The sequence below is a fragment of the Flectobacillus sp. genome, from assembly GCF_049240685.1.
In the GTDB taxonomy this organism is placed as follows: domain Bacteria; phylum Bacteroidota; class Bacteroidia; order Cytophagales; family Spirosomataceae; genus Flectobacillus.
In genome coordinates this window covers 1-20695 of sequence record NZ_JBMLSD010000468.1, presented here as the reverse complement: position 1 = coordinate 20695, position 20695 = coordinate 1, and the positions used below count along the sequence as shown (strand labels likewise).

11 protein-coding genes are annotated in these 20695 nt (G+C 36.7%); 5 read left to right on the top strand and 6 right to left on the bottom strand.

Features of this window, described 5'->3' with window-relative positions; all coding sequences use genetic code 11:
* Window positions 1-316 precede the first annotated feature (316 nt).
* Complete coding sequence (locus ACOVQ4_RS21875; RefSeq protein WP_421822713.1) at window positions 317-3286, top strand: DUF2723 domain-containing protein; 2970 nt, start codon at window positions 317-319, stop codon at window positions 3284-3286.
* Window positions 3287-3812: 526 nt separating this feature from the next.
* Here ACOVQ4_RS21875 and dnaJ read toward each other — a convergent pair.
* From dnaJ to ACOVQ4_RS21860, 3 genes are all read right to left on the bottom strand, one after another.
* Complete coding sequence (gene dnaJ / locus ACOVQ4_RS21870; RefSeq protein ID WP_421822714.1) at window positions 3813-4970, bottom strand: molecular chaperone DnaJ; 1158 nt, start codon at window positions 4968-4970, stop codon at window positions 3813-3815.
* A 43-nt stretch (window positions 4971-5013) separates the two neighbouring features.
* Window positions 5014-5562 (bottom strand): nucleotide exchange factor GrpE, encoded by a 549-nt coding sequence (locus ACOVQ4_RS21865; RefSeq protein WP_421822712.1) that lies wholly within the window; start codon window positions 5560-5562, stop codon window positions 5014-5016.
* Window positions 5563-5707: 145 nt separating this feature from the next.
* Complete coding sequence (locus tag ACOVQ4_RS21860) at window positions 5708-9676, bottom strand: sialate O-acetylesterase (RefSeq protein WP_421822711.1); 3969 nt, start codon at window positions 9674-9676, stop codon at window positions 5708-5710.
* A gap of 706 nt (window positions 9677-10382) precedes the next feature.
* Between ACOVQ4_RS21860 and queG the strand changes: the two genes are divergently transcribed.
* Window positions 10383-11324 carry a tRNA epoxyqueuosine(34) reductase QueG gene (gene queG, locus ACOVQ4_RS21855; protein WP_421822710.1) on the top strand — a complete coding sequence of 314 codons (942 nt, stop codon included), beginning with the start codon at window positions 10383-10385 and terminating at the stop codon, window positions 11322-11324.
* Window positions 11325-11387: 63 nt separating this feature from the next.
* Here the strand turns inward: queG and ACOVQ4_RS21850 are convergent, their stop codons facing one another.
* Window positions 11388-12413, bottom strand: a complete 1026-nt coding sequence (locus tag ACOVQ4_RS21850; RefSeq protein ID WP_421822709.1) for a GntR family transcriptional regulator — start codon at window positions 12411-12413, stop codon at window positions 11388-11390.
* Between the two features lie 711 nt (window positions 12414-13124).
* Here ACOVQ4_RS21850 and ACOVQ4_RS21845 point away from each other — a divergent pair.
* Window positions 13125-13940 carry a substrate-binding domain-containing protein gene (locus ACOVQ4_RS21845; protein ID WP_421822708.1) on the top strand — a complete coding sequence of 272 codons (816 nt, stop codon included), beginning with the start codon at window positions 13125-13127 and terminating at the stop codon, window positions 13938-13940.
* Between the two features lie 118 nt (window positions 13941-14058).
* Window positions 14059-18135 carry a two-component regulator propeller domain-containing protein gene (locus ACOVQ4_RS21840; protein ID WP_421822707.1) on the top strand — a complete coding sequence of 1359 codons (4077 nt, stop codon included), beginning with the start codon at window positions 14059-14061 and terminating at the stop codon, window positions 18133-18135.
* A gap of 118 nt (window positions 18136-18253) precedes the next feature.
* Here the strand turns inward: ACOVQ4_RS21840 and ACOVQ4_RS21835 are convergent, their stop codons facing one another.
* The gene (locus tag ACOVQ4_RS21835) at window positions 18254-19246 is read right to left on the bottom strand and encodes a zinc dependent phospholipase C family protein (RefSeq protein WP_421822706.1); all 993 of its coding nucleotides are present in this window, start codon (window positions 19244-19246) and stop codon (window positions 18254-18256) included.
* Window positions 19247-19331: 85 nt separating this feature from the next.
* A complete protein-coding gene (locus tag ACOVQ4_RS21830) occupies window positions 19332-19850 on the bottom strand; it encodes a GNAT family N-acetyltransferase (protein WP_421822705.1) in 519 nt (172 codons plus the stop codon).
* Window positions 19851-19920: 70 nt separating this feature from the next.
* Between ACOVQ4_RS21830 and ACOVQ4_RS21825 the strand changes: the two genes are divergently transcribed.
* On the top strand, window positions 19921-20529 hold the full coding sequence (locus tag ACOVQ4_RS21825; RefSeq protein ID WP_421822704.1) for a hypothetical protein: 609 nt from the start codon (window positions 19921-19923) through the stop codon (window positions 20527-20529).
* Window positions 20530-20695: the final 166 nt, after the last annotated feature.

Genomic DNA, 20695 nt, shown 5'->3' with positions numbered 1-20695 from the left:
ATTGTGCTTTAAGCTTTCAGGTATCGGCTTTCGGCGGTGGGCTATGAGAAAAATGTATGTCCGTGGTCGTTAAAAATATTTTAACGCTAATTTGCCTTGTGCCTGTTGCCTTGTCCCTATGAAAAAAAACTTAAATATAATTTTACACCAACACTTACAGTAGTAGGAAAGATTGAATGAATAGTATATCTGAGGCACAATTTGATTTTACCCTTGTGATTATGAATACCTACAAATAACCGATATACTATTAACTAATAAGGTTTTCCTACTCAGACCGTATAATTAGACACTAAAACAGATAAAGTACTTCCTAATGAACAACTTTAAAAAGATTAACGACTTAGTTGGTTGGGTCGTTTTTGTTATTTCATTAATCGTTTTTGCAGCTACTGTAGAAAGAACAGCTTCTTTCTGGGACTGCGGCGAGTTTATTGCTTGTGCTTACAAGCTTCAAGTTCCACACCCACCTGGGGCACCTTTATTCTTGTTGTTGGGACGTTTATTCTCTCTTTTTGCGGCTGGAGATGTTCTTCAAGTAGCCTATTGGGTCAATATGTTATCGGTAGTAACGAGTGCTTTAACAATTTTGTTTATGCACTGGACGATTGTATTGATTGGTAGAAAAGTATTAAATAAAAAATTTGAGGAACTAACTTTCAACGAAGCACTCACTTTGTTGGGAGCAGGAGTGGTTGGCTCATTGGCTTATGCTTTTTCTGATACTTTTTGGTTTTCAGCTGTTGAAGCAGAGGTATATGCTATGTCATCATTCTTTACGGCATTGGTAGTATGGGCTGCTTTCAAATGGGAAATTATTGAAGACGAAGCAACCGCAAATCGCTGGTTGGTTTTGATTGCCTACATCGTAGGTTTGTCGATAGGCGTTCACTTGCTCAACTTGGTAACAGTTCCGGCTTTGGCCTTGTTATATTATTTCAAGAAATACCCAAAACCAACTTATTTGGGTGGTTTTGCCTCTATTTTTGCAGGTTTGGTAATTTTAGGAGTTATCAACTCTGGGATTATTCCAGGTTTGCCGTCGATTGCTTTTAGCTTTGAGTTAGGCATGGTAAATGGCATGGGAATGCCTTATGGTTCGGGTGTAGTTGTTTTCCTTATCTTATTTATTGGAGTAATGGTAGGAGGAATAGTCTACTCACAGAAAAAGAATAAGGTAAACTTAAACATTGGTATGTTGGCTTTGTCTTTCGTACTTATTGGTTATTTGTCGTATACTCTTGCTTTGGTTCGTTCAAATTATAACACCCCTATCAACGAAAACGACCCGAGCAATATCTTGAACTTTTTGAAGTATTTACGCCGTGAACAATATGGTGATCGTTCATTACTATTTGGCCCGATTTATACGGCAGAGGTAGAGAATGTAGAACAGGGAGCTCCTGTTTATAAAATGCAGGATGGCAAATATGTAGTTTATGACCACAAACAAAAAGTTAGCTACTCTAAAGATGGTCAAATGCTTTTCCCTCGTATTTATTCAAGCTCGCCTCAACATATCGAGTTGTATCGAGAAATGCTTGGTATTCCTGAAGGACAAAAACCTACATTTGGCGACAACTTGAAGTTCATGTTTACTCATCAAATGGGTCACATGTATATGCGATATTTGTTGTGGAATTTTGTTGGGCGTGAAAGTGATATTCAAGATGCTGGGGTGATTGATTACACTCGTAAGGGTGAATTACCTGAATTACTAGCAACAAACAAGGCTCGTAACAATTATTTCTATTTACCGTTAATTCTCGGTTTATTAGGGTTCTATTTGTTATATCGCAAAAACGAAAAAGATTTTTTAGTAACTATTCTTATGTTTTTGCTTACGGGATTAGCTTTGGTGGTATTCCTCAACTCGCCTCCTGTAGAACCGCGCGAACGTGACTATATTTATGTAGGCTCATTCTATTTCTTTGCCATTTGGATAGGCCTTGGTGTTATGCAATTAGCAGAATGGTTGACTAAATTCTTGAAAAATGGTGCTTCGAGCGGTATTGCAGCTACAGCACTTTCGGCGATAGTTCCAGTAATTTTGATTCAACAAAACTGGGATGATCACGACAGAAATCATCGTTATCATCAGGTAGATTTTGCAAGAAATATGTTGAATTCTTGCGCTCCTAATGCTATTTTATTTACGGGAGGCGACAACGATACGTTCCCGCTTTGGTATGTTCAAGAAGTAGAAGGCTTCCGTACAGATGTACGCGTTTGTAACTTGTCGTTGTTGGGTACTGATTGGTATATTGATCAAATGAAACGTAAGACCTACGAATCGCAGGCATTACCAATTTCTTTGTCGAAAGATAGATTTTTGGAGGGTGTCAACGATCAGATTTTGTTTTACGAAAATCCAAATGTAAAATCTGGTATCAATTTGCAAGAATATATGAAGCTTGTAAAAGACGATAATCCAGCGATAAAGGTGCCTCTTCAGGATGGTTCAATGATTAATACTATGCCTTCAGAAACGGTATTTTTACCAATAAATGTAGAGCAAGTTAAAAAATCAGGTATTGTTCCAAAAGATATGGATCCATTCTTGACCGATCAGATTAGTTGGAATGTTGGTAAAGGTGGTATTATGAAACCAGAATTGATTCAGTTGGATATCATTGCACAAAATGCAGCACAAGGTTGGACGCGTCCAATCTACTTTGCCACTACTTTGGCAAGCAGTAGCTATCTGAATATGAAGGAGTTTATGCAATTAGAAGGTTATGCGTATCGTTTGATGCCATTCAAAGTGCCAGGTGCTAAAGACGGTTTTGTGAATACTGATATTATGTATAACAACATGACTACAAAAATGGCTTGGCGTGATTTGGATAATCCAAAAACCTACTATCACTCTGATTTTTACTTAGAAGTACCTGTGGTAACTGCGCGTTTGAGCTTTTTGAGATTGGTAGATCAACTAGTGCGCGAAGGTAAATTGCAAAAAGCAAAACAAGCTTTAGATTATGAAATGAAGGTAATGCCTGACAAAACGATTCCTTACGACCAGTTGAGTGCAAATTATGTAGCTTTGTATTTGGCAGTAGGCGACAAGAAAACGGCTTTGCAAATTGCAGATACCATGATGAACCGTAATAATAAGGCATTGAATTACTATTTGAAAGAACGTCGTGGTAGTGATACTAGAGAAATTCAGACGGCTTTGTACGAAATGCAGATTATCGTAAATGGCTTGAAAGAGGCGAAAATGCCAGAGGCTTCCAAATACGAACAAATGTTTAACAGTCAATTACAAAAAGCTAGCTCTTAGTGTCATCTAAATAAAAGGGATTGTTAATATACTGTGCTCTAATAGTTGAGACGAAATGATTTGTGTCTCAATGAAATCAATAAATACGAGTCATCCCAAATTTTTAGGAATAAGATTGTTATCCAAATGTTTATCAAAAAAGCGGTCGAAAATGTTTTTCGACCGCTTTTTTAATGCTATTATGTTCGATAGGAATGGTTTAAGTCGCAATCATTAAGACGCAACACTAAATTAGGGATAACGCTTGTTTTAAGAAAGTCTTGAAAAAGAAAAAGGGGTTAATAACGGTTTTGTTATTAACCCCTTTTTTGTAATGAAGTGACAGAAAAGATAAAATTAGTCTTATTACCTGATAAAATTTAATTTACTAGTTAAAGACTATTCGCCTGAATCTCACTTGCTTGTTTTGTCCAGTAATCAGGCAAAAGGTCTTTAACATTTCACAAAAAACTCTTTTTTCTTTAGTTTATCGCTTAATGCCTAGAGTCTATTGCATGAATTCTTAAATCTAATTCTGCACAATTATTTAATTAAAAAAGTCCTTCATTTTTTCGAAGAAAGATTTATCTCCTTTACTTGGTTTTGGGGCGAAATTAGGAGAATTTCTCAGCTTTTCTAGGATATCAGTTTCTTCTTTGCTCAAAGTTTTCGGTGTCCAGATGTTCACATGAATAAGCTGGTCGCCAGTACCATATCCATTGATTTCTTTAATTCCTTTTCCTTTAAGTCGAAGAATTTTTCCACCTTGTGTTCCTGCCTCGACACTAATTCTAGCTTTGCCACCGATGGTAGGAACCTCTACTGAGGTACCCAAGGCTGCATCGGCAAAGTTGAGATATAATTCATAAATGACATTGTTGCCATCACGATGTAAAATTTCATGAGGTTCTTCCTCAATCACAATCAATAAATCGCCAGCTACACCACCACGAGGAGGTACATTACCTTTGCCACCCATCGAAAGCTGCATACCTTCGGCAACACCAGCTGGAATTTTGATTGGAATGATTTCTTCTTCAAGTACACGACCCTCGCCAAAACACACTTCACAGCGTGTTTTAATCATTTTACCTTCACCATTACAAGTAGGACAAGTAGAAGTTGTAACCATTTGTCCAAGCATGGTTTGTTGTACACGACGAACCTGTCCAGAACCGCCACAAGTTTGACAACCTTGTAATTCAGTACCGTTTTTAGCGCCGTTTCCTGTACAAGCCTTACAGGTTACGTGTCTTTTTACCTTGATTTTTTTCTCGACGCCATTGGCTACTTCCTCAAGGTTAAGCTTCAATTTGATTCGAAGGTCAGAACCTTTACGTACTCGACGGCCACCGCCGCCACTACCGCCAAACATATTTCCAAAGGGACTTCCATCGCCAAAAATATCTCCAAATTGACTGAAGATATCCTCCATATTCATGCCCCCACCATAAGCACCGCCGCCACCTGCTGCACCGCCCATACCTGCATGCCCAAAGCGGTCATACTGTTGACGTTTTTGTTGATTTGATAAGACTTCATACGCTTCGGCAGCTTCTTTGAAACTTTCTTCCGCTTGCTTATCGCCTGGGTTTTTATCTGGGTGATACTTTATCGCAAGCTTACGATACGCTTTTTTGATTTCGTCATCGTTGGCAGTCTTGCTTACGCCAAGTACCTCATAATAATCTCTTTTTGCCATGATTTTAATAGATAATAATGCCAAAATGGCACTATGTCATGATATGTTAGTTAGCCACTACAACTTTTGCAAAACGAATTACCTTGTCATTTAGGTAATATCCTTTTTCGATTACATCAAATACCTTGCCTTTGTCTTCCTCAGTTGGGGAAGGGAACTGCGTGATGGCTTCGTGTAAATCTGGGTTGAAAATCTCTCCTTTAGCATCCATCGCTTTCAGACCTTTTTGAATCAGAATATTATTTAATTTATTAAAAATCAAAGTAACACCTTCTGATATCTCACCTTCTTGAGCGTTGGCAACGGCTCTTTCAATGTCATCAACTACAGGAAGCACATCTTTAATTACCCCTTCAGATGCCGACTGAATCATATCCAATTTTTCTTTCGCGGTACGTTTGCGGAAGTTATCAAAATCAGAGTATAATCTTAGGTATTTATCTTTCAACTCTGCTAGTTCAATCGACAAGTTTTCTAATTGACTAGCTTCTTTATTTTCAGTTTCTACGGTATTATCCTCTGTTTCGACTGTCTGATTGTCAGTATCTTCTTGTAAAACTTGTTCTTCCGCCTGTAATTCCTCTTTATTTTCCATATTCAGTGAACTTTTCGCTTTATTTTTTATTTTCTGAAAAATGTTCAATTTTTTTGCCATTTCATGATTTCTGCCAACTTGACAGATTTAGAGAACTACAAAGTTAAGCCTTTTATCCCGAATGTCAGTTTTCAAAAGAGAAGAATTAAGGATTTGGTATCATTTGGAATTGGAAGCTATGCCAAATATTTTCTGATTGACAATTGAGAATATAAGTTCCTGAAGGTAAATATGACAAATCGAGCTCTTTTTGGAGGCATTGTAAAAGCCTAATTCCAAAGATTTCTCTTCCAAGAAAATCGATAACCCGTAAATCTCCTGAAAAGGGTTTTTCGAATTTTAGGATAAACTTTCCATTGTTGGGGTTGGGATATAGGATAGCTTTACTAAAACTTGGATTGTCGGTTCCTAGTATTATCAGCGTTTTGGCAGTGGCAAATGCATAATTAGATTCTGAAATACTTGAGAATGCTTTGATTCTGTAGCTGTATGTAGTGTTTGCTTCTAACTGTTTGTCGGTATAAGTCAGGGTATTAGCATCGGTTTTTATTAAAATTTGAAAGTTATTGTTACCCGCATCTTTTTCAATTTGGTAAGTACTTGCTCCATCAACCTTGTCCCATGATAGATTAACTGTAAATTCTGTAGCTCCTACGGCTCTGAGACTAGGGGTAGTTAATAAAGAAGGGGTTTTGATTTCGAGGGTTGCATACGGAGACTCTGTGACCGAATTCTTACTTTTGATACGATATTGATAGATGGTGTTGGGTAAAAGATTATTCTCTCTAAAGGTATTAGTTCCTGCGTTAGCTTGAGACACTACCGTAAAACTACTAGCGTCAGAGGTCTTTCTCTCAAGGATATATCCAAGTATATCTGTATCGGTAGTGGTCCAATTGAGTTGAATCGTATTGTAATAGGTAGCGCTACCTGTGAGAGTTGGTGCTTTGAGAGCGTTGAATGTAAGCGCCGAAATAGTGCTGTAAGGTGATTCGGATGTGGCCGAAATAACTTTTGCTTTTATCAAATACTGTGTTTTATCTTCTAGGCTAGCAAAGGTTATGTTTGTGGTTGTTCCCGAAACTACGCTTTGTTTGAGTAATACCCCATTACTGGCCTTATAAAGCTCTAGAATATAACTGGTTGCATTAGCAATACTTTTCCAGGTGATATCTAGCGAGTTTGAACTGCTTTTAGATACACTCAACGTAGGGCTTTCGAGGGCATCTGCAATTGGGAAATTTTTGAAACTAAAAGCTGTTAAACCTTGTGTATTCCTTAGAAATGGCCCATTATAGGTACTGCGTGTATCATTTGGGTTAAGATTTGATGGGATATAATCAGGCAAATAGGATAGGGTTTTTGCTGTGCTGTTATTCAGATTGGTAATGGTTAATTGGTTTTGGGTAACTATGCCACTCAAATTATTTGAACTACTATTATCTTGATAAAAGTAGAATCGCATTTCATACTTATTGCCATTTTGTTCCAAATCCTTAGGCCATATCAAGGACTGCCCTTCGTCAAATACTGCTACAATTGTTTTTTTATTGCTATCTGTATAAAAAACCTTCTGTATTTGTGGACTTGTCGGTAGGGTTGATTTGGTGTTGGCATACAAATCATTGTTTAAGGAATTCCAAAGGGTGTTGGCAATTTGCGTATACCCTTCAAGTGTATATTGACCATTCAGACCATTAAATCCATCATATCCCAAACTAGAGAAAACCGTGGTATTCGTGTATAGTTTTGGAATATTTCGCTGAAACTCTCGCATTTTTCCAGCATCTTCTGATGCGTTATTATAAATGTTACTCTGAAAAGTGTAAAGTGGAACATTGCTCGCAAAATCTGTTCGGAGTCTTTTATAAAGTTTATCAAATTCGCTTGGATAGGCAGTGCTGGAATTAGTTCGAGCATCGTAATCACCCCCCCACCAATAAATAGCTTTTATTTGGCTAGTTGCACCAGCCTTTTTGATTTTGTAGAGCATTCTACCGTACACTGTCGAGAGGTCGTCGGTGCTTCCTGTTGTAGAATTTTGTTGGGAGATAGTCGATAAAGGAGCTGAAGCATTAATTACGGTACTTGGTATACCATATTGCTCAATCAATTTACGTTGTAATTCCATCGCCCAAACTCCCACCTTTGAAGGATATTCATTACTTTTTTCCCAAGTGGTATCTGCAAGGGCATTGTCAGCACTATTTTTTACTCCAAAAGTTCTAGCATAAGGGCTATTGTAGCTGTAAGAAGTGGTATTGTTTTCTGTATGCCAAGCTTGTGCATTACTTTGACCCATAACCAGAAAATAATCACCTGATAGTAAGTCTGTTCTTTCGGCCAACAACAACGAGTCTGTACCCACAATGGCATAAAGCTTAAATCCGTAAGTTGCTAATTCTGCTTTGATGGTAGCAGCTATATCAATGTCGGTTTTGGCATTGGTATATACCAGCGTCTTTTTTGTATAGCTATATTTTTGATTATTTCTTGTTGTTAAAAGTGAAATCGCCTCGTATTTAACTGGAGATTCTTGTAATGTTGCTTTGATTTGAATTGTTGATAAATTATTAGCTCCACGAGGTAACATTTGCGCATTTTGAGGTATCTTACTAAAACTAATAACAGGATCAGTATTACCAGGAATAGGGTTTTGTGCCGAATAGTCACCTATAGGATATTGATAAAAGGTAAGTGCTCTCATCCCCAAACTATTCGTAATATATGGACCCATATAAGGAAATAAAGGGTCACCTTTGTTAACAATAGGAGGGAGATATCCGATATTATTAGAAGGGTTTGAGCCAAAGAGGTCAAGCAAGATGGCATTTTTATAAATTTTGCCTGATTTTACTTGTCCATTATTTCCACTTAAATAAAAGTAGTCCTTAATTTGTGAACCACTGAAGGCTTCTGGCCAAGTTAATTGCTGACCTTTCTGAAAAAATAAGGCAATTTGATTTCTCTCAGGAGTTGTATAATAGGCTTTTTGAATATTGGGTGCAGAAAAATTTCCATCATCTACGGCTCCAAATATATCTCTTGACATAAGTCTAAACAGCTCGTTGGCAGTTTGTTGATAGCCTTGTGTCGAATAATGTAAACCATCAAAACCAGTTGTGCCAATAGAAGGTACCACATCAATCAAGGGGTTTTCAATGCCAAATTGCCGTTGTTCTTCTCGGACCAAGGGCGAGTACCCGTTACCATTCTCAATAATATCGATTTGAAATAGATAAATTTTCTTGATAGAAGGGAGGTCTTGCTTGAGATTGGAAAGAATGGTATTGAAGAACATCTTAAAATTACTTCCTTCGCCATAAGCTTCACTTTCGCCTTGACGATAGATAAAAGTTTTGATGGCATTTTGTAAACCAGCTTTCTGGATTCTGTAAAGCAATCTTCCGTAAGTATTCGTTAAATCTGCTGGATTTGAAGCGGTTCTATTAGCATGTTGTTGTGCATTACTCCAATGTGTTCCGCCGTTGATTAGACAGGTCGGAATACCATAATTATCTAAAATAAGTTTTTGCAATTCAAATCCAGTTGTACCTACTCCAAAGTTATAGGCATTGTAGTTTGAAAGTGTCCATAAGGTATCAGAGGGGTTGTAATTTCCAGTATTGAAGTTATCGGTAATCTTACCGAATGTCCGACAAAAGGGATTGGTACGGTCGTCGATAAAAAAACAGGTAGAGTTGGACTGCCCTGTGATAACGATTACCTCGCCCGCTACCACGTTGTTTACCTGGGTTACTAAAACAGAGTCTCCCGTTTGTGGTATTTGATAAATTGAAAAGTCGTAGTTGGCTTTTTCTGCAACTATAGATAGATTTGGAAAACTAAAGTTGCCTCTGCCGTTAGAATAATTTACTGTTGCCTTTTGGTAATTATATTTTTGTCCGTTTCGGTTTACTATCACAGAATAGTACTTGATATTGGCCAAAGAGGTGCTTCCATTAATAGGAACAGTACCAATACCAGAGGAGTTGCGCGGATACAATTGGTAGTCTCTTGGTAAATTAGCAAAGTTTGTAGTACCAATAATTTGACCAAAAAATTCAAACGACAAGCATAAAAGTAACAATAAGATAGATATACTTTTGTTCATATTTAAAAGGTTGGAATATTATAAAGAATAAATTACTTAGGCAAGCACAGGCAATAGGCAAACAAAGCGTGTTAGAATGTTTTTCATAACCAAAAACATACTTTTGTTCAAAGTCCATTCCTAAAATCCTAAAGCACTGTATTAAATTTTATTTTGTTTACTTACTTAATGACATTATTTTTTAATAAAAGGATGTTTCACAAACAAAAAAGAATAAAGGAAAGCATGATAACTAAGTAATCGTGCAGAATTATATTTAAGTTTTGTGTTTTAGGGACAAGGCAACAGGCACAAGGCAAAGCGTGTTAAAATGTTTTTAACGACCACGGACAAGCATTTTTGCCATAGCCCACCGCCGAAAGCCGATACCTGAAAGCTTAAAGCACAATCTTAAACTTTATTTTGCGTACTAACTTAATTTGGAGCGAATAAGAAATGTATGTCTATGTCTGTGAATAGTTGTTTGTAAAAGAAAGATAACTCAACTAAGAGAGGATTTAGGTTACTAGGTAAAGAATAAGAAATTTGAAAAACCTTTAACCCAATGCTTTCAGCTCGAAGCCTAAAACACTTCACTTAACGCTAATTTTGTTCACTTCTATTTACAAAATGCTAAAACTCGAACAAAAATAAGGATAAATGGCCAGATGTCAAGTTTGCTAATTCCGCACTACCTTTGTATTTGAATAAAAGGCTATTTCAAATCATGAAACAGAATATATCAACCTACACGCAGCAAATTAAGGAAAAAGCCAAACAACTAGGTTTTGATTTTTGTGGTTTTTCCAAAGCCAGCTTTTTGGAGGAGGAAGCACCTCGATTAGAAAAGTGGCTCAATAATAATTATCATGGTGCGATGGGGTATATGGAAAATCACTTCGATAAACGCCTCGACCCCCGATTATTAGTTGATGATGCCAAGTCGGTTGTATCGCTTTTGTACAATTACTATCCCGAAGAAAAACTATTGGAAGGGAAGGATGATTTCAAGATATCTAAATATGCATACGGGACAGATTATCACTTTGTAATAAAGGATAAACTAAAAGAGCTACTCCAGTTTATTCAAGAAAACATTGGTGAAGTAGGAGGTAGAGCTTTTGTAGATTCGGCGCCCGTGATGGATAAAGCTTGGGCAAAAAAATCGGGTTTGGGCTGGATTGGCAAAAATGCAAACCTCATAAATAAAGGCCACGGAAGCTTTTTCTTTATTTCTGAACTAATTTTAGATTTGGAGTTAGAACCCGACGGCCCTGTCAAAGATTTTTGTGGTACTTGTAAAAAGTGTATTGAGGCCTGCCCAACCGAGGCAATAGTCGAACCATTCGTGGTAGATGGTTCGAGATGCATCAGTTATTTTACTATCGAACTAAAAGAAGCGATTCCTGTTGAGATGAAAGGGAAATTTGATAATTGGATGTTTGGCTGTGACGTTTGTCAAGATGTTTGTCCTTGGAATCGTTTTTCAAAACCGCATCAAGAACCTCTTTTTAATTTACATCCTCAGCTAAAGAGTTTTACCAATAAAGATTGGCAAGAAATTACTTCGGAGGTATTTAATCAAGTTTTTAAAAAATCACCAGTCAAACGTACTAAACTAGAAGGGTTAAAGAGGAATATTGAATTTATTGGATGGAATGACAAATAGGAAGGCACAAAAAAAAGCAACAATCCAAAGGAAAGTTGCTTTATTATTTTCTAATATACCTTATTATAATGAATTTCTTAATATGATTTGCATTGGCATTTGAGTGCTCATTTTTTTGCCCTCTAGCACTACAGATGCCGCAATTTTGCCAACCTCTTCGAGTGGGCTAGATATTACGGTGATTCCGCCAGCTAGGATTTCTTTGTAGCAAGAATCATTCAATGAAATTAAGCCAACCTCTTTTCCTAAAGTGAACCCTTGTGTTGTGCTTGATTTTATTGCATATACCAAATCGGTATCGTCCATTGTCAAATAAGCGTTTCCTTCTTCAACTTCCTCACCTTCTAATCCATCGAGTACCTGAAAGTCGAATCCATTGTTTTCGCAGAAATTACGGAAGCCAGTAATCAATTCTGCATCAAAATATTCCTCTTCTGTCAAAACCAAATTTAGGGTATGATATTTCTTAAATACCTCCAGCTGGCTTTGCATTACATTACAAATTTCATCTCCCGAATTATTAACAATAGAAGAGTTTGTACCATTAAGGTTTTGAAGAGATTTATCTAATAAAATCAAACGTTCGCCTGATATTTTTTTGAGGCATTTGATATTTTCTTCATTTTCCTCAATCAAGTGAGGCATAATCACATAATAGTGATAATTACCTAAATGATTGTTGATGATTTCACGGAAGTTGTCACTCTTATAATTATAGGTAAAAATATCTACGATGACTTCCTTACCTGTAGCATTTACAAAGGCATTAAAAATAGCTTTGTTGCTTTCTGTGATTTTGCCAACCAAGAAAAACACCTTAGTTTTCTTTTGTGCCGATTTTCCAGAAATAAAATAACCTTTTCTGAAGATTGAAGTAATAACACCCAATCGATGCAATTCTGCATAAGCACGTTCTACGGTATCTCTCGAAAGATAACATTCCTCGCTAGCTTCGTTGATTGAAGGGAGACGCTCCCCAACTTTGAGGACTCCAGACTCGATATCCGCTAAGAGGGAGTTTACCAATTGCTGGTATTTGGGAGTTTTTGAGTCGTGCTTAATTTGGGCAAATTCTACAAAAGTCTTCATTGCGTTAATTTTTGGAAATACTATAGTTTTATAAGGTATTGGGGTATTAGTAAAAAGGGGTATCAAAAAACTGGTTTTTTTTAATCAAGCACAATTACCAATGTTATATAGGTTTTAAATGCCTTTAAGTTGTTTTGAGGTAAGACCGAAAGGGCTTTGCGTTGTATTTTAAAGAATTGGATAAGTACCGAAAATTTATGATAAAATCCAGTTTTTTGATGATTCAAAGATAGGCTATCAAAGCCTGATTCTGTTAGGACACATTTGGCAAATACTAGTACATATCTTGCAAAATATCGATTTTTTGAATCTGGTAGGACATATATTGCAGAAAGTGTAAAAAATGTCAGAAGAAAATATGGCAAAGTGATTTTTTTGTGATTTATAACAAATTTGTATTTTTCATAGAAAAGACCTTGTACAAAAAAGTCCTTTGCTACAAGCAAAGGACTTTAACTAACAAAAACTTTAAAACTTCTTTGAAATGTATGAAGTAAGTTTTTGAACCAAAACTTTCGGCCAAAGGTAGGTTCATCCTTCAAGAAGTGCTATCCTGAAATACCCTGCTGTAGGTGGCTGTCATGCTTACTGTACAGTATACGGCACAGTGCAGGATATTACCTATACTACCGAGATGTTAAATTTGATTTATTAGTAAAACGGCAAATAATTTTGGAAATAAATAGCTCTCAATTGTACTCATATATACACGTGACAAAACCTCAATCTTCAATCAAACCTCAGACCCAAACTACCTCTATGAAGGTGTTGTTGGTGTTTAATAAACTGAGCGATTTTAAAGATAAAATCTATCAAAGCTTTCTTGAAAAGTTAGGTGAAAAAGCGCATGTCGATGTGTATGTTCATCAGGTTACACCACTTTCTACCCAACATTTCGACCAAGTAATTCGTGAGCGCATTGCCGACTACGACCATGTGGCGGTTTTGTTACACGCTTCTTATCTTCATGAGGATGTTCTAAAAACACTTAATAGTATTCCTAAGGAAAAACTACTAATTTTGGACAAGCGAAACGAGTTTATTCGAGGAGAGTATGCCTGCGTTTACCATGACTTTGAGGAAGAAATCCAACAAATTTTATCGGATATTAGCCCTAGTTTGGCAAAATACCATACACTAAATTTGGTTGTAAATGAACCCAATACTATTGCAAAATCTTTAGAAATTGGGATGAAAAAATTTGCTGCAAATACTCATGTACATTTTCGAGTGTTGTCCCAAATAAGTGCCAATGTTGTTAAACCAAATGAAGTGTTTTTTATCCTATCAGAACAAGGACTCGCTGATATTCTGAAGATTTGTAACGAACAAAATCTAACGCTAGGAAAAAATATTGGTATAATTTCATACAATGAAACACCATTGAAAGAAGTTCTATTTGGAGGAATCTCCGTAGTAACGATTAATTATGAGCAATTGGGACGTGAGGCCGCCAACCTGATTTTACAACATAAAAAAGAACATATCAAAACACCTATTCGCTTTATTAAACGAAATTCACTGTAACTAATTCGTATCTTGTCGAGCGAAAGATAGCAATGAACTAAGACAAGTTAGTCAAAAGGCTAAAAAGTTTCGAAATTCGAGCTTAATCCTTTAAATTGCATCAAGGAGGTTTAAATTAATGAGAGTCAGAGGATTACTGATTATATGGATATTACTACAATACGTACACTCAACCACAGGCCAGCTGAGGTTTAACCGTATTGGTACCCAGCATGGACTCTCCCAAAGCACTGCTTTCAATATTTTTCAGGATAGTAAAGGATTTCTCTGGTTTGCTACTTCCGACGGCCTCAACAAATATGATGGCTATAGCTTCACGGTATATCGTCACGACTTTGACGATCCTAATTCTATTTCAAGTAGTAATATTTCTTGTATTACCGAAGACCCTGATGGAAATCTCTGGATTGGCACTATCAATGGTGGGGTTAATAAATTGGATGTAGCTTCGGGTAAGTTTATTAGGTTCAAACAAGCCAAGTACCAATCCAACATTAGCGATCGAAGTATTTCGGGCATTGTTGCCACTAAAGATCGAAAAATTTGGGCTGCTACTTATGGGTACGGTTTACTTTGCTTTAATCTTGAAGATAATACAATCACCTGGCGTTTGACCGAATCACGTCAGCTAAATGCCAATGATATTACTCGCTTTTATAAAGACAAGCGAGGAAACCTCTGGCTAGGAGGGCATTATGGCGTAATGACCATGCTCGATACCCAACGAAAAGCCCATACTTTTAGATTAGAAAACGAGCTTCCTCCTCAAAAAAATCAAATAAATTGCCTTTTTGAAGATTTGAATGGCGATTTGTTAGTAGGAACTCGTGGTAATGGACTCTATAAGTTTGACCTAAAAACTAAACAGTTTACTAGGCTTATCTATAATCCTTACGTATCGGACAAAGAAAATATTATTACCTCGATGGTTCGTGACAAGGAAGGAACGCTCTGGGTAGGAACTGACAATGGGGCAATTTTGGTCAACAACTCTGACTTTACTAATTTATCTCGTATACAAGCAAATCTGGATTCGGACACTGGCCTGAGCTCGTTCTCTATCATGTCGCTTTGTGTCGATAAAGACAATAATATTTGGATAGGCACTTGGGAAGGTGGGGTCAATGTTCATTATAGTCGTCATTCCAAATTTGCGCTCTACCGTCATAAATCAAATTCTCCCCAAAGTTTGATTAGCAATCGTGTAACTTCCATAAGTTGTGAAACCAACGACCGAATTTGGATTGGTAGTAACAGTGGACTGACCCTTTTGGATAGGTCTACCAATCAATTTACACATTATATCAACGATCAAGAATCGGCCAAGATTCAAAATAACAATGATATCGTGTTTCTCAAGCACGATAAAGATGGAGATATGTTTGTTGGGGTGTGGGGTGTCGGATTACGCTTGCTCAGAAAAGGGAGTACTGTTTTTGAAAACTTTACCTATTCGAGAGGAAAGTATGGGATGAATATGACCGCTATTTCTTTATCCAGAAATCCAAACAAAGTTTGGTTAGGTACTCAAGGTTCTGGGGTTTTGCTTTTTGACAAACAAGCCAAAACTTTTACCCCAATTCCTGAACTGAATAAAGTAGGGCGATTGTTGGGCGTTAATGTAAACTCGCTCATGGAAGATTTCCTTGGAAACTTGTGGGTAGGCTCTAACAACAATGGCATTTTTGCCTACAACCCTCGTACACGCCGTGTAACTCATTTTAAGCAAACCGATACCGAAGGAAATTTGAGAGGAACTTCGGTGTTTCGTATTTTTCAAGATTCCAGAAAAAGAATTTGGGTTGGCACAAATGGTGGAGGGCTCAACCTTTTTAATTCAAAATCAAGAACATTTATCAATCTTACTGTAAAAGATGGTTTACCCAATAATGCTGTAAAAGGCATAATGGAAGACGAACATCAAAATCTGTGGTTGGCCACAAATGAAGGATTGGCTGTTTTTGATATAAAAAAATGGAAATTTAAAAACTTTGCCGAGTCAGATGGTCTTCAAGGAAAAGAGTTTTTGGTAAATGCTTATGCCAAAAACCAAAAAGGAGATATGTTTTTTGGTGGTACAGGTGGGCTCAATGTTTTTAATCCAGACTCTTTAAAAGGAAGTAATGAAGTGCCCCGAATATATCTTACAGGCGTAAAATTATTCAATAAACCTCTTGCAATTGGCGAGGATTCGCCCTTGGTGCAAGATATTTCGGTGGCAAAGGAAATTGTATTCAAGTCGAGTCAAAATGTATTTGCTATAGACTATGTAGCACTCGATTTTCAGCAACTCAAAAATAATCAGTACGCCTATATTATGGAAGGGTTTGATAAAGATTGGAACTATGTCGGAAAACAACGTACCGCTAGTTATACCAACTTGAACCCAGGAACTTACACTTTTAAGGTGAAGGCAACCAACAACGATGGCGTGTGGAACGAAAAACCTGCCGAAATTCAGGTAGTAGTTTTACCTCCTTGGTATCGAACTTGGTGGGCTTTTTTCTTGTATGCTATGATGCTCGTAGCAGGGTTGGTGTTCTTACGACGCATGATTGAAATGCGCGAGCGTTTCAAGTCGGATTTACGTTTGAAAGAAAAGGAAAAAGAGCAAATCAGAGAATTGGATAAACTCAAAACGAACTTCTTTACAAATATCTCGCATGAGTTTAGAACACCGCTTACTTTGATTATCTCTCCTTTGGAAAGATTTTTTGCCGAAAACCCTGATTTACCCGAAAAACAGAGGTCTCAGTTTAAGCTAATTCATCGAAATGCAAAACAACTACTTAAGTTGATTAATCAGCTTTTGGATTTGTCAAAATTGGAAGCGGGTAAGTTTACTCCCGAGATTTCACAAAGTGATATAAGTGAGTTTTTGGAAAAATTGACTTTCTCCTTTAAAAACTTAGCTGATCAAAAGCAAATTGAGCTACGATTTGTGACCGAAACCAAACAATTGATGGCTTTTTATGATGCTGATATTCTCGAAAAAGTTATCACTAATTTACTTTCAAATGCCTTTAAATACACTCCTGAGCAAGGAAAAATAGAAGTAATCCTAGAAACTCAATATTCGGCAGATGGCCAGCTCGATAAGGTTCAAATTTTGGTAAAAGATACAGGGGCTGGTATTGCACCGCAGCATATTGCCAATATTTTTAATAGATTTTATCAAATTCAAGAATCTACACAACCGCAAGTAGTTGGTACTGGCGTTGGGCTTGCGCTCTGCAAAGAACTAATTTTACTACATAGAGGTGATATTTCTGTGGCAAGTACACCTCAGCAAGGCAGTACTTTTAAGGTAATCTTACCTGTTTCGGCAAGTTCTTTTGAAGAAAGTTGGATTAAAGAAGGTAGTAAACAGATTGGTATTGAAACACAAACATTACCGAAAAAAATAGTTTCTAAAAATGAGAAAGTAGCTAACACTGGAGAGAAACCCATTGTATTAATTGCCGAAGACAATGAAGAGCTAAGAGAGTATATTAAAGAAGTCCTGAGTGATAACTTTGAGGTACTCGAAGCCGATAACGGAAAACTAGCTTGGGAAAAAGCGCTCAATTTTATACCTGATTTGATTATTTCGGACTGGATGATGCCTGAGCTGACAGGGGTAGAGTTTTGTGGTTTGGTCAAAGAGAATGTTAAAACAAGCCATATTCCTGTGATTATTCTTACTTCAAAAAGTAATAATGAAAGTAAAATAGTAGGGTGGGAAGTTGGTGCAGATGATTATATTACCAAACCATTCAATGCAAATTTATTGGAAGTTCGGGTCAAAAACCTGTTAGAAATTCGCCGTAAACTTCGCGAACGCTTCACACAGGAGGTCGAAATACAACCCAAGGAAATTACCCTAAATACTGCTGATGAGCATTTTCTGGAAAGAGCCATACGGATTGTTGAAGAAAATATAGATAATCCTTCTTTCGATATCCAGCAGCTGGAGTCGGAGCTGAAAATGAGCAATATGCAGCTTTATCGAAAACTTAAAAGTTTAACTAATCTTTCAGGAAATGAGTTTATCAGAAATATAAGACTGAAACGTGCCGTACAGTTACTCGAAACAGAAAGTTATACGGTTTCAGAAATTGCCTATAAAGTAGGTTTTAACGATCCATCCTATTTTACTAGAATCTTTAAGAAAGAATACGGTAAATCACCTTCAGAGATGAGAGATAAGGTCTGATGAAGAACTACATTTAAAAACAGTAAACGAATGATTTATATATGAATTTCACCTTAAAATCACAAGGCTTAGGATTCTAGTGAAATTCATATATAAACTCACTTTTGAGCTAAATACTCTAATTTTCTGGAGCTGATTTGCGAGATTGGAGTAGGCCATTTTTCAAAAGCTCATTTTTCTTCCAAGCTTTTCTTTCCAATTTCATTTTTTGTGCCGTAGCCTCTTGGTTCTTAGTGATTTCACTCAAATCAGGGCAACCTGCATCTACCCAGCAAGTATACCAAAAATCAGCAGTACATTGTGCAGATTCTAACAAACGCTCATTTACGGTATTTCCAAGACGCTTTGCATAAGCTTTCGCAAATTCTGGCGAATAATTTTTTCTCATCTGACCAAATCTTTCAGAACGCTTATACTTTTGAGCGTCGCTAAAGCCTTCGGAAGCTTTGATTTCTTCTTCAAAAACAGCTTTTAACATAAAGCTAGATTTTTTTAGTACCTTCCAAATTTCATCTTGTGGATTTTTTAGGTAGTGTGCCTTATGCTTTTGGTAAAGACTATAACCATCCAAATGTAATTCAGGAATCATACTTTCCCATAAAGAATGTAGCCCTTTCTGATTGGTAAGTTGACCATCGTAATTGTAACTTGTGTGCAAAGGCACGTGCGCATCCGAAATATAATGCCCCATGTCAGCAGCATAATACAAAATACTATCTTTTTGTTTGTTCTTAAACGCGCGTGTAAGTTTGTCTTTGAGCCACAAAATTTCCCAAGGTACAGTACCATATTTACGCAGGGTATCCACCGAATATTTTTGTACGGCCTCTTCCCATTGATGCGGAATATTATCGAGCCCTTCCTTACCAAAAATTGGGGCATCGCCGTCAATAAAATGTTTTGTTTCTTCTTTAGGGTCGTCTTTGCGACGAACATCTGGGCGTACTGAATTATACACCATGTAGTCCATTTCACTTCCGAAAAATAATTGAAGAGACTTCGGTAATGAATAGATAGAAATTTGATGAATGGTTCGATGGGCTAAAAATCCCCATGAGCCAAGGGCCATAATAACTAGAAAGGCCGATGCTGTGATGAATAGTTTTTTCATTAAAAAGATTAAATAACAACTAATAAGCAATGGCGTAATAGCTTGCAACCTGCTGGCGAATTGCAAGAAATTACCAATGCTTGCACTAGGTAGTGTGTTGACGAATGCTTAGTTCGTTTGGTTTGGATTGAAAATAGTCCTTTAAGTTTAATTCAAAGTATAGAACATTGCTGAGCGGGTTATATACATAGGCCGAGGTTTCTACAAAACCCAGCGAACGATACAACTGGATAGCACTCGTCAAAGTAGTTAAGGTGTCGAGTTTCATGGTTTGAAAACCTGCTTCAAAAGCAAAACGAATGAGCTCTTTTACCAGTTTTTTACCATAAGAATGACTCCTAAATTGAGGTTTGACATAAAGCCTTTTCATTTCACAAACTCCCTCAGCAATAGGCTTGAGCGCCACACACCCTGCTGGAGTATTTTCATGATACAATAAAATAATACAGCCAGTCGGAGGAGAATACACCTGATGAAGCAATTGAAGTTCTTGTTCAAAGTTCTGAAAACATAAATCTATACCTAGTTCATGAGAATACTCCACGAATAACTCACGAACTATCTCTAATTCAGTTTCTGTGTATTTGATGTAATTGAATTGCATAAAACCAATAAAGTGTTTGATTTTTTAATGAAGCAATACCAAGCAAAGTGTGATTCATCTATTTTTGAATATGAAATTACAAGAAATTTTAGGAAAAGTCGTATCCGACAATGCAATTCATGCTCGTTTCTTGAACACTTTGTCGTTGATGGAAAACACAGGAGCAAGGAAAATCTCTGCTTCTGAACACAAAAGAAAGGTTTCTTATATTGTGTTGAAACATGCTGCCGAGGAGGCACGTCACGCTTTTTATCTAAAAAAACAAATTCAGAAGGTTGGTAATCTCGACGATTATGCCACCTATGATGATGAATTTTTGATAGCGCCTTTTGCTAGTTATTCTTATCTCAACTTACTGGATTTGCAAGTTTGTAAATACCTAAAATCAACGCTTAAGTTAACGGGCGTTGAACTAAAATATGCTGCTTATTTATTGGTTACCTATGCAATCGAAGTGAGAGCGGATGAGTTGTATCCTGTGTATCAGGAGGTTTTGGATCAGGCCAAATCGAAAGTAAATATGAAATCGATTATTGCGGAAGAAGAGGGGCATTTAGCAGAAATGATTTCTCAGCTAAAAGATTTTTCAGAAAATTGGGAAGAGCACGCTAAAGTGGCTTGTACTTTAGAACAAAAATTATTTAACCAATGGATTGAATCAGTAAATAAAACAATTTAATCTATTGATTTTTAGGGTTTTTGAATTAAAAAGTTTAGAAAAGCTACCTGATAAATTTTATCTTATTTCTTTTTTTGAGTAAGTAATAAGACCTTATTAGTTAACAGTCTAATTACTAGACAAAAAGAGAAAAGGTATTTAGACTTTTTCAATGAATGTTTAAAAA

Excerpts from the sequence above, each read along its gene's own strand:
- ACOVQ4_RS21850 (WP_421822709.1), bottom strand. The coding sequence starts at position 12,413 with ATGAAGACTTTTGTAGAATTTGCCCAAATTAAGCACGACTCAAAAACT.
- ACOVQ4_RS21875 (WP_421822713.1), top strand. The coding sequence starts at position 317 with ATGAACAACTTTAAAAAGATTAACGACTTAGTTGGTTGGGTCGTTTTT.
- queG (WP_421822710.1), top strand. The coding sequence starts at position 10,383 with ATGAAACAGAATATATCAACCTACACGCAGCAAATTAAGGAAAAAGCC.
- ACOVQ4_RS21830 (WP_421822705.1), bottom strand. The coding sequence starts at position 19,850 with ATGCAATTCAATTACATCAAATACACAGAAACTGAATTAGAGATAGTT.
- ACOVQ4_RS21840 (WP_421822707.1), top strand. The coding sequence starts at position 14,059 with ATGAGAGTCAGAGGATTACTGATTATATGGATATTACTACAATACGTA.
- ACOVQ4_RS21825 (WP_421822704.1), top strand. The coding sequence starts at position 19,921 with ATGAAATTACAAGAAATTTTAGGAAAAGTCGTATCCGACAATGCAATT.
- ACOVQ4_RS21865 (WP_421822712.1), bottom strand. The coding sequence starts at position 5,562 with ATGGAAAATAAAGAGGAATTACAGGCGGAAGAACAAGTTTTACAAGAA.
- ACOVQ4_RS21835 (WP_421822706.1), bottom strand. The coding sequence starts at position 19,246 with ATGAAAAAACTATTCATCACAGCATCGGCCTTTCTAGTTATTATGGCC.
- ACOVQ4_RS21860 (WP_421822711.1), bottom strand. The coding sequence starts at position 9,676 with ATGAACAAAAGTATATCTATCTTATTGTTACTTTTATGCTTGTCGTTT.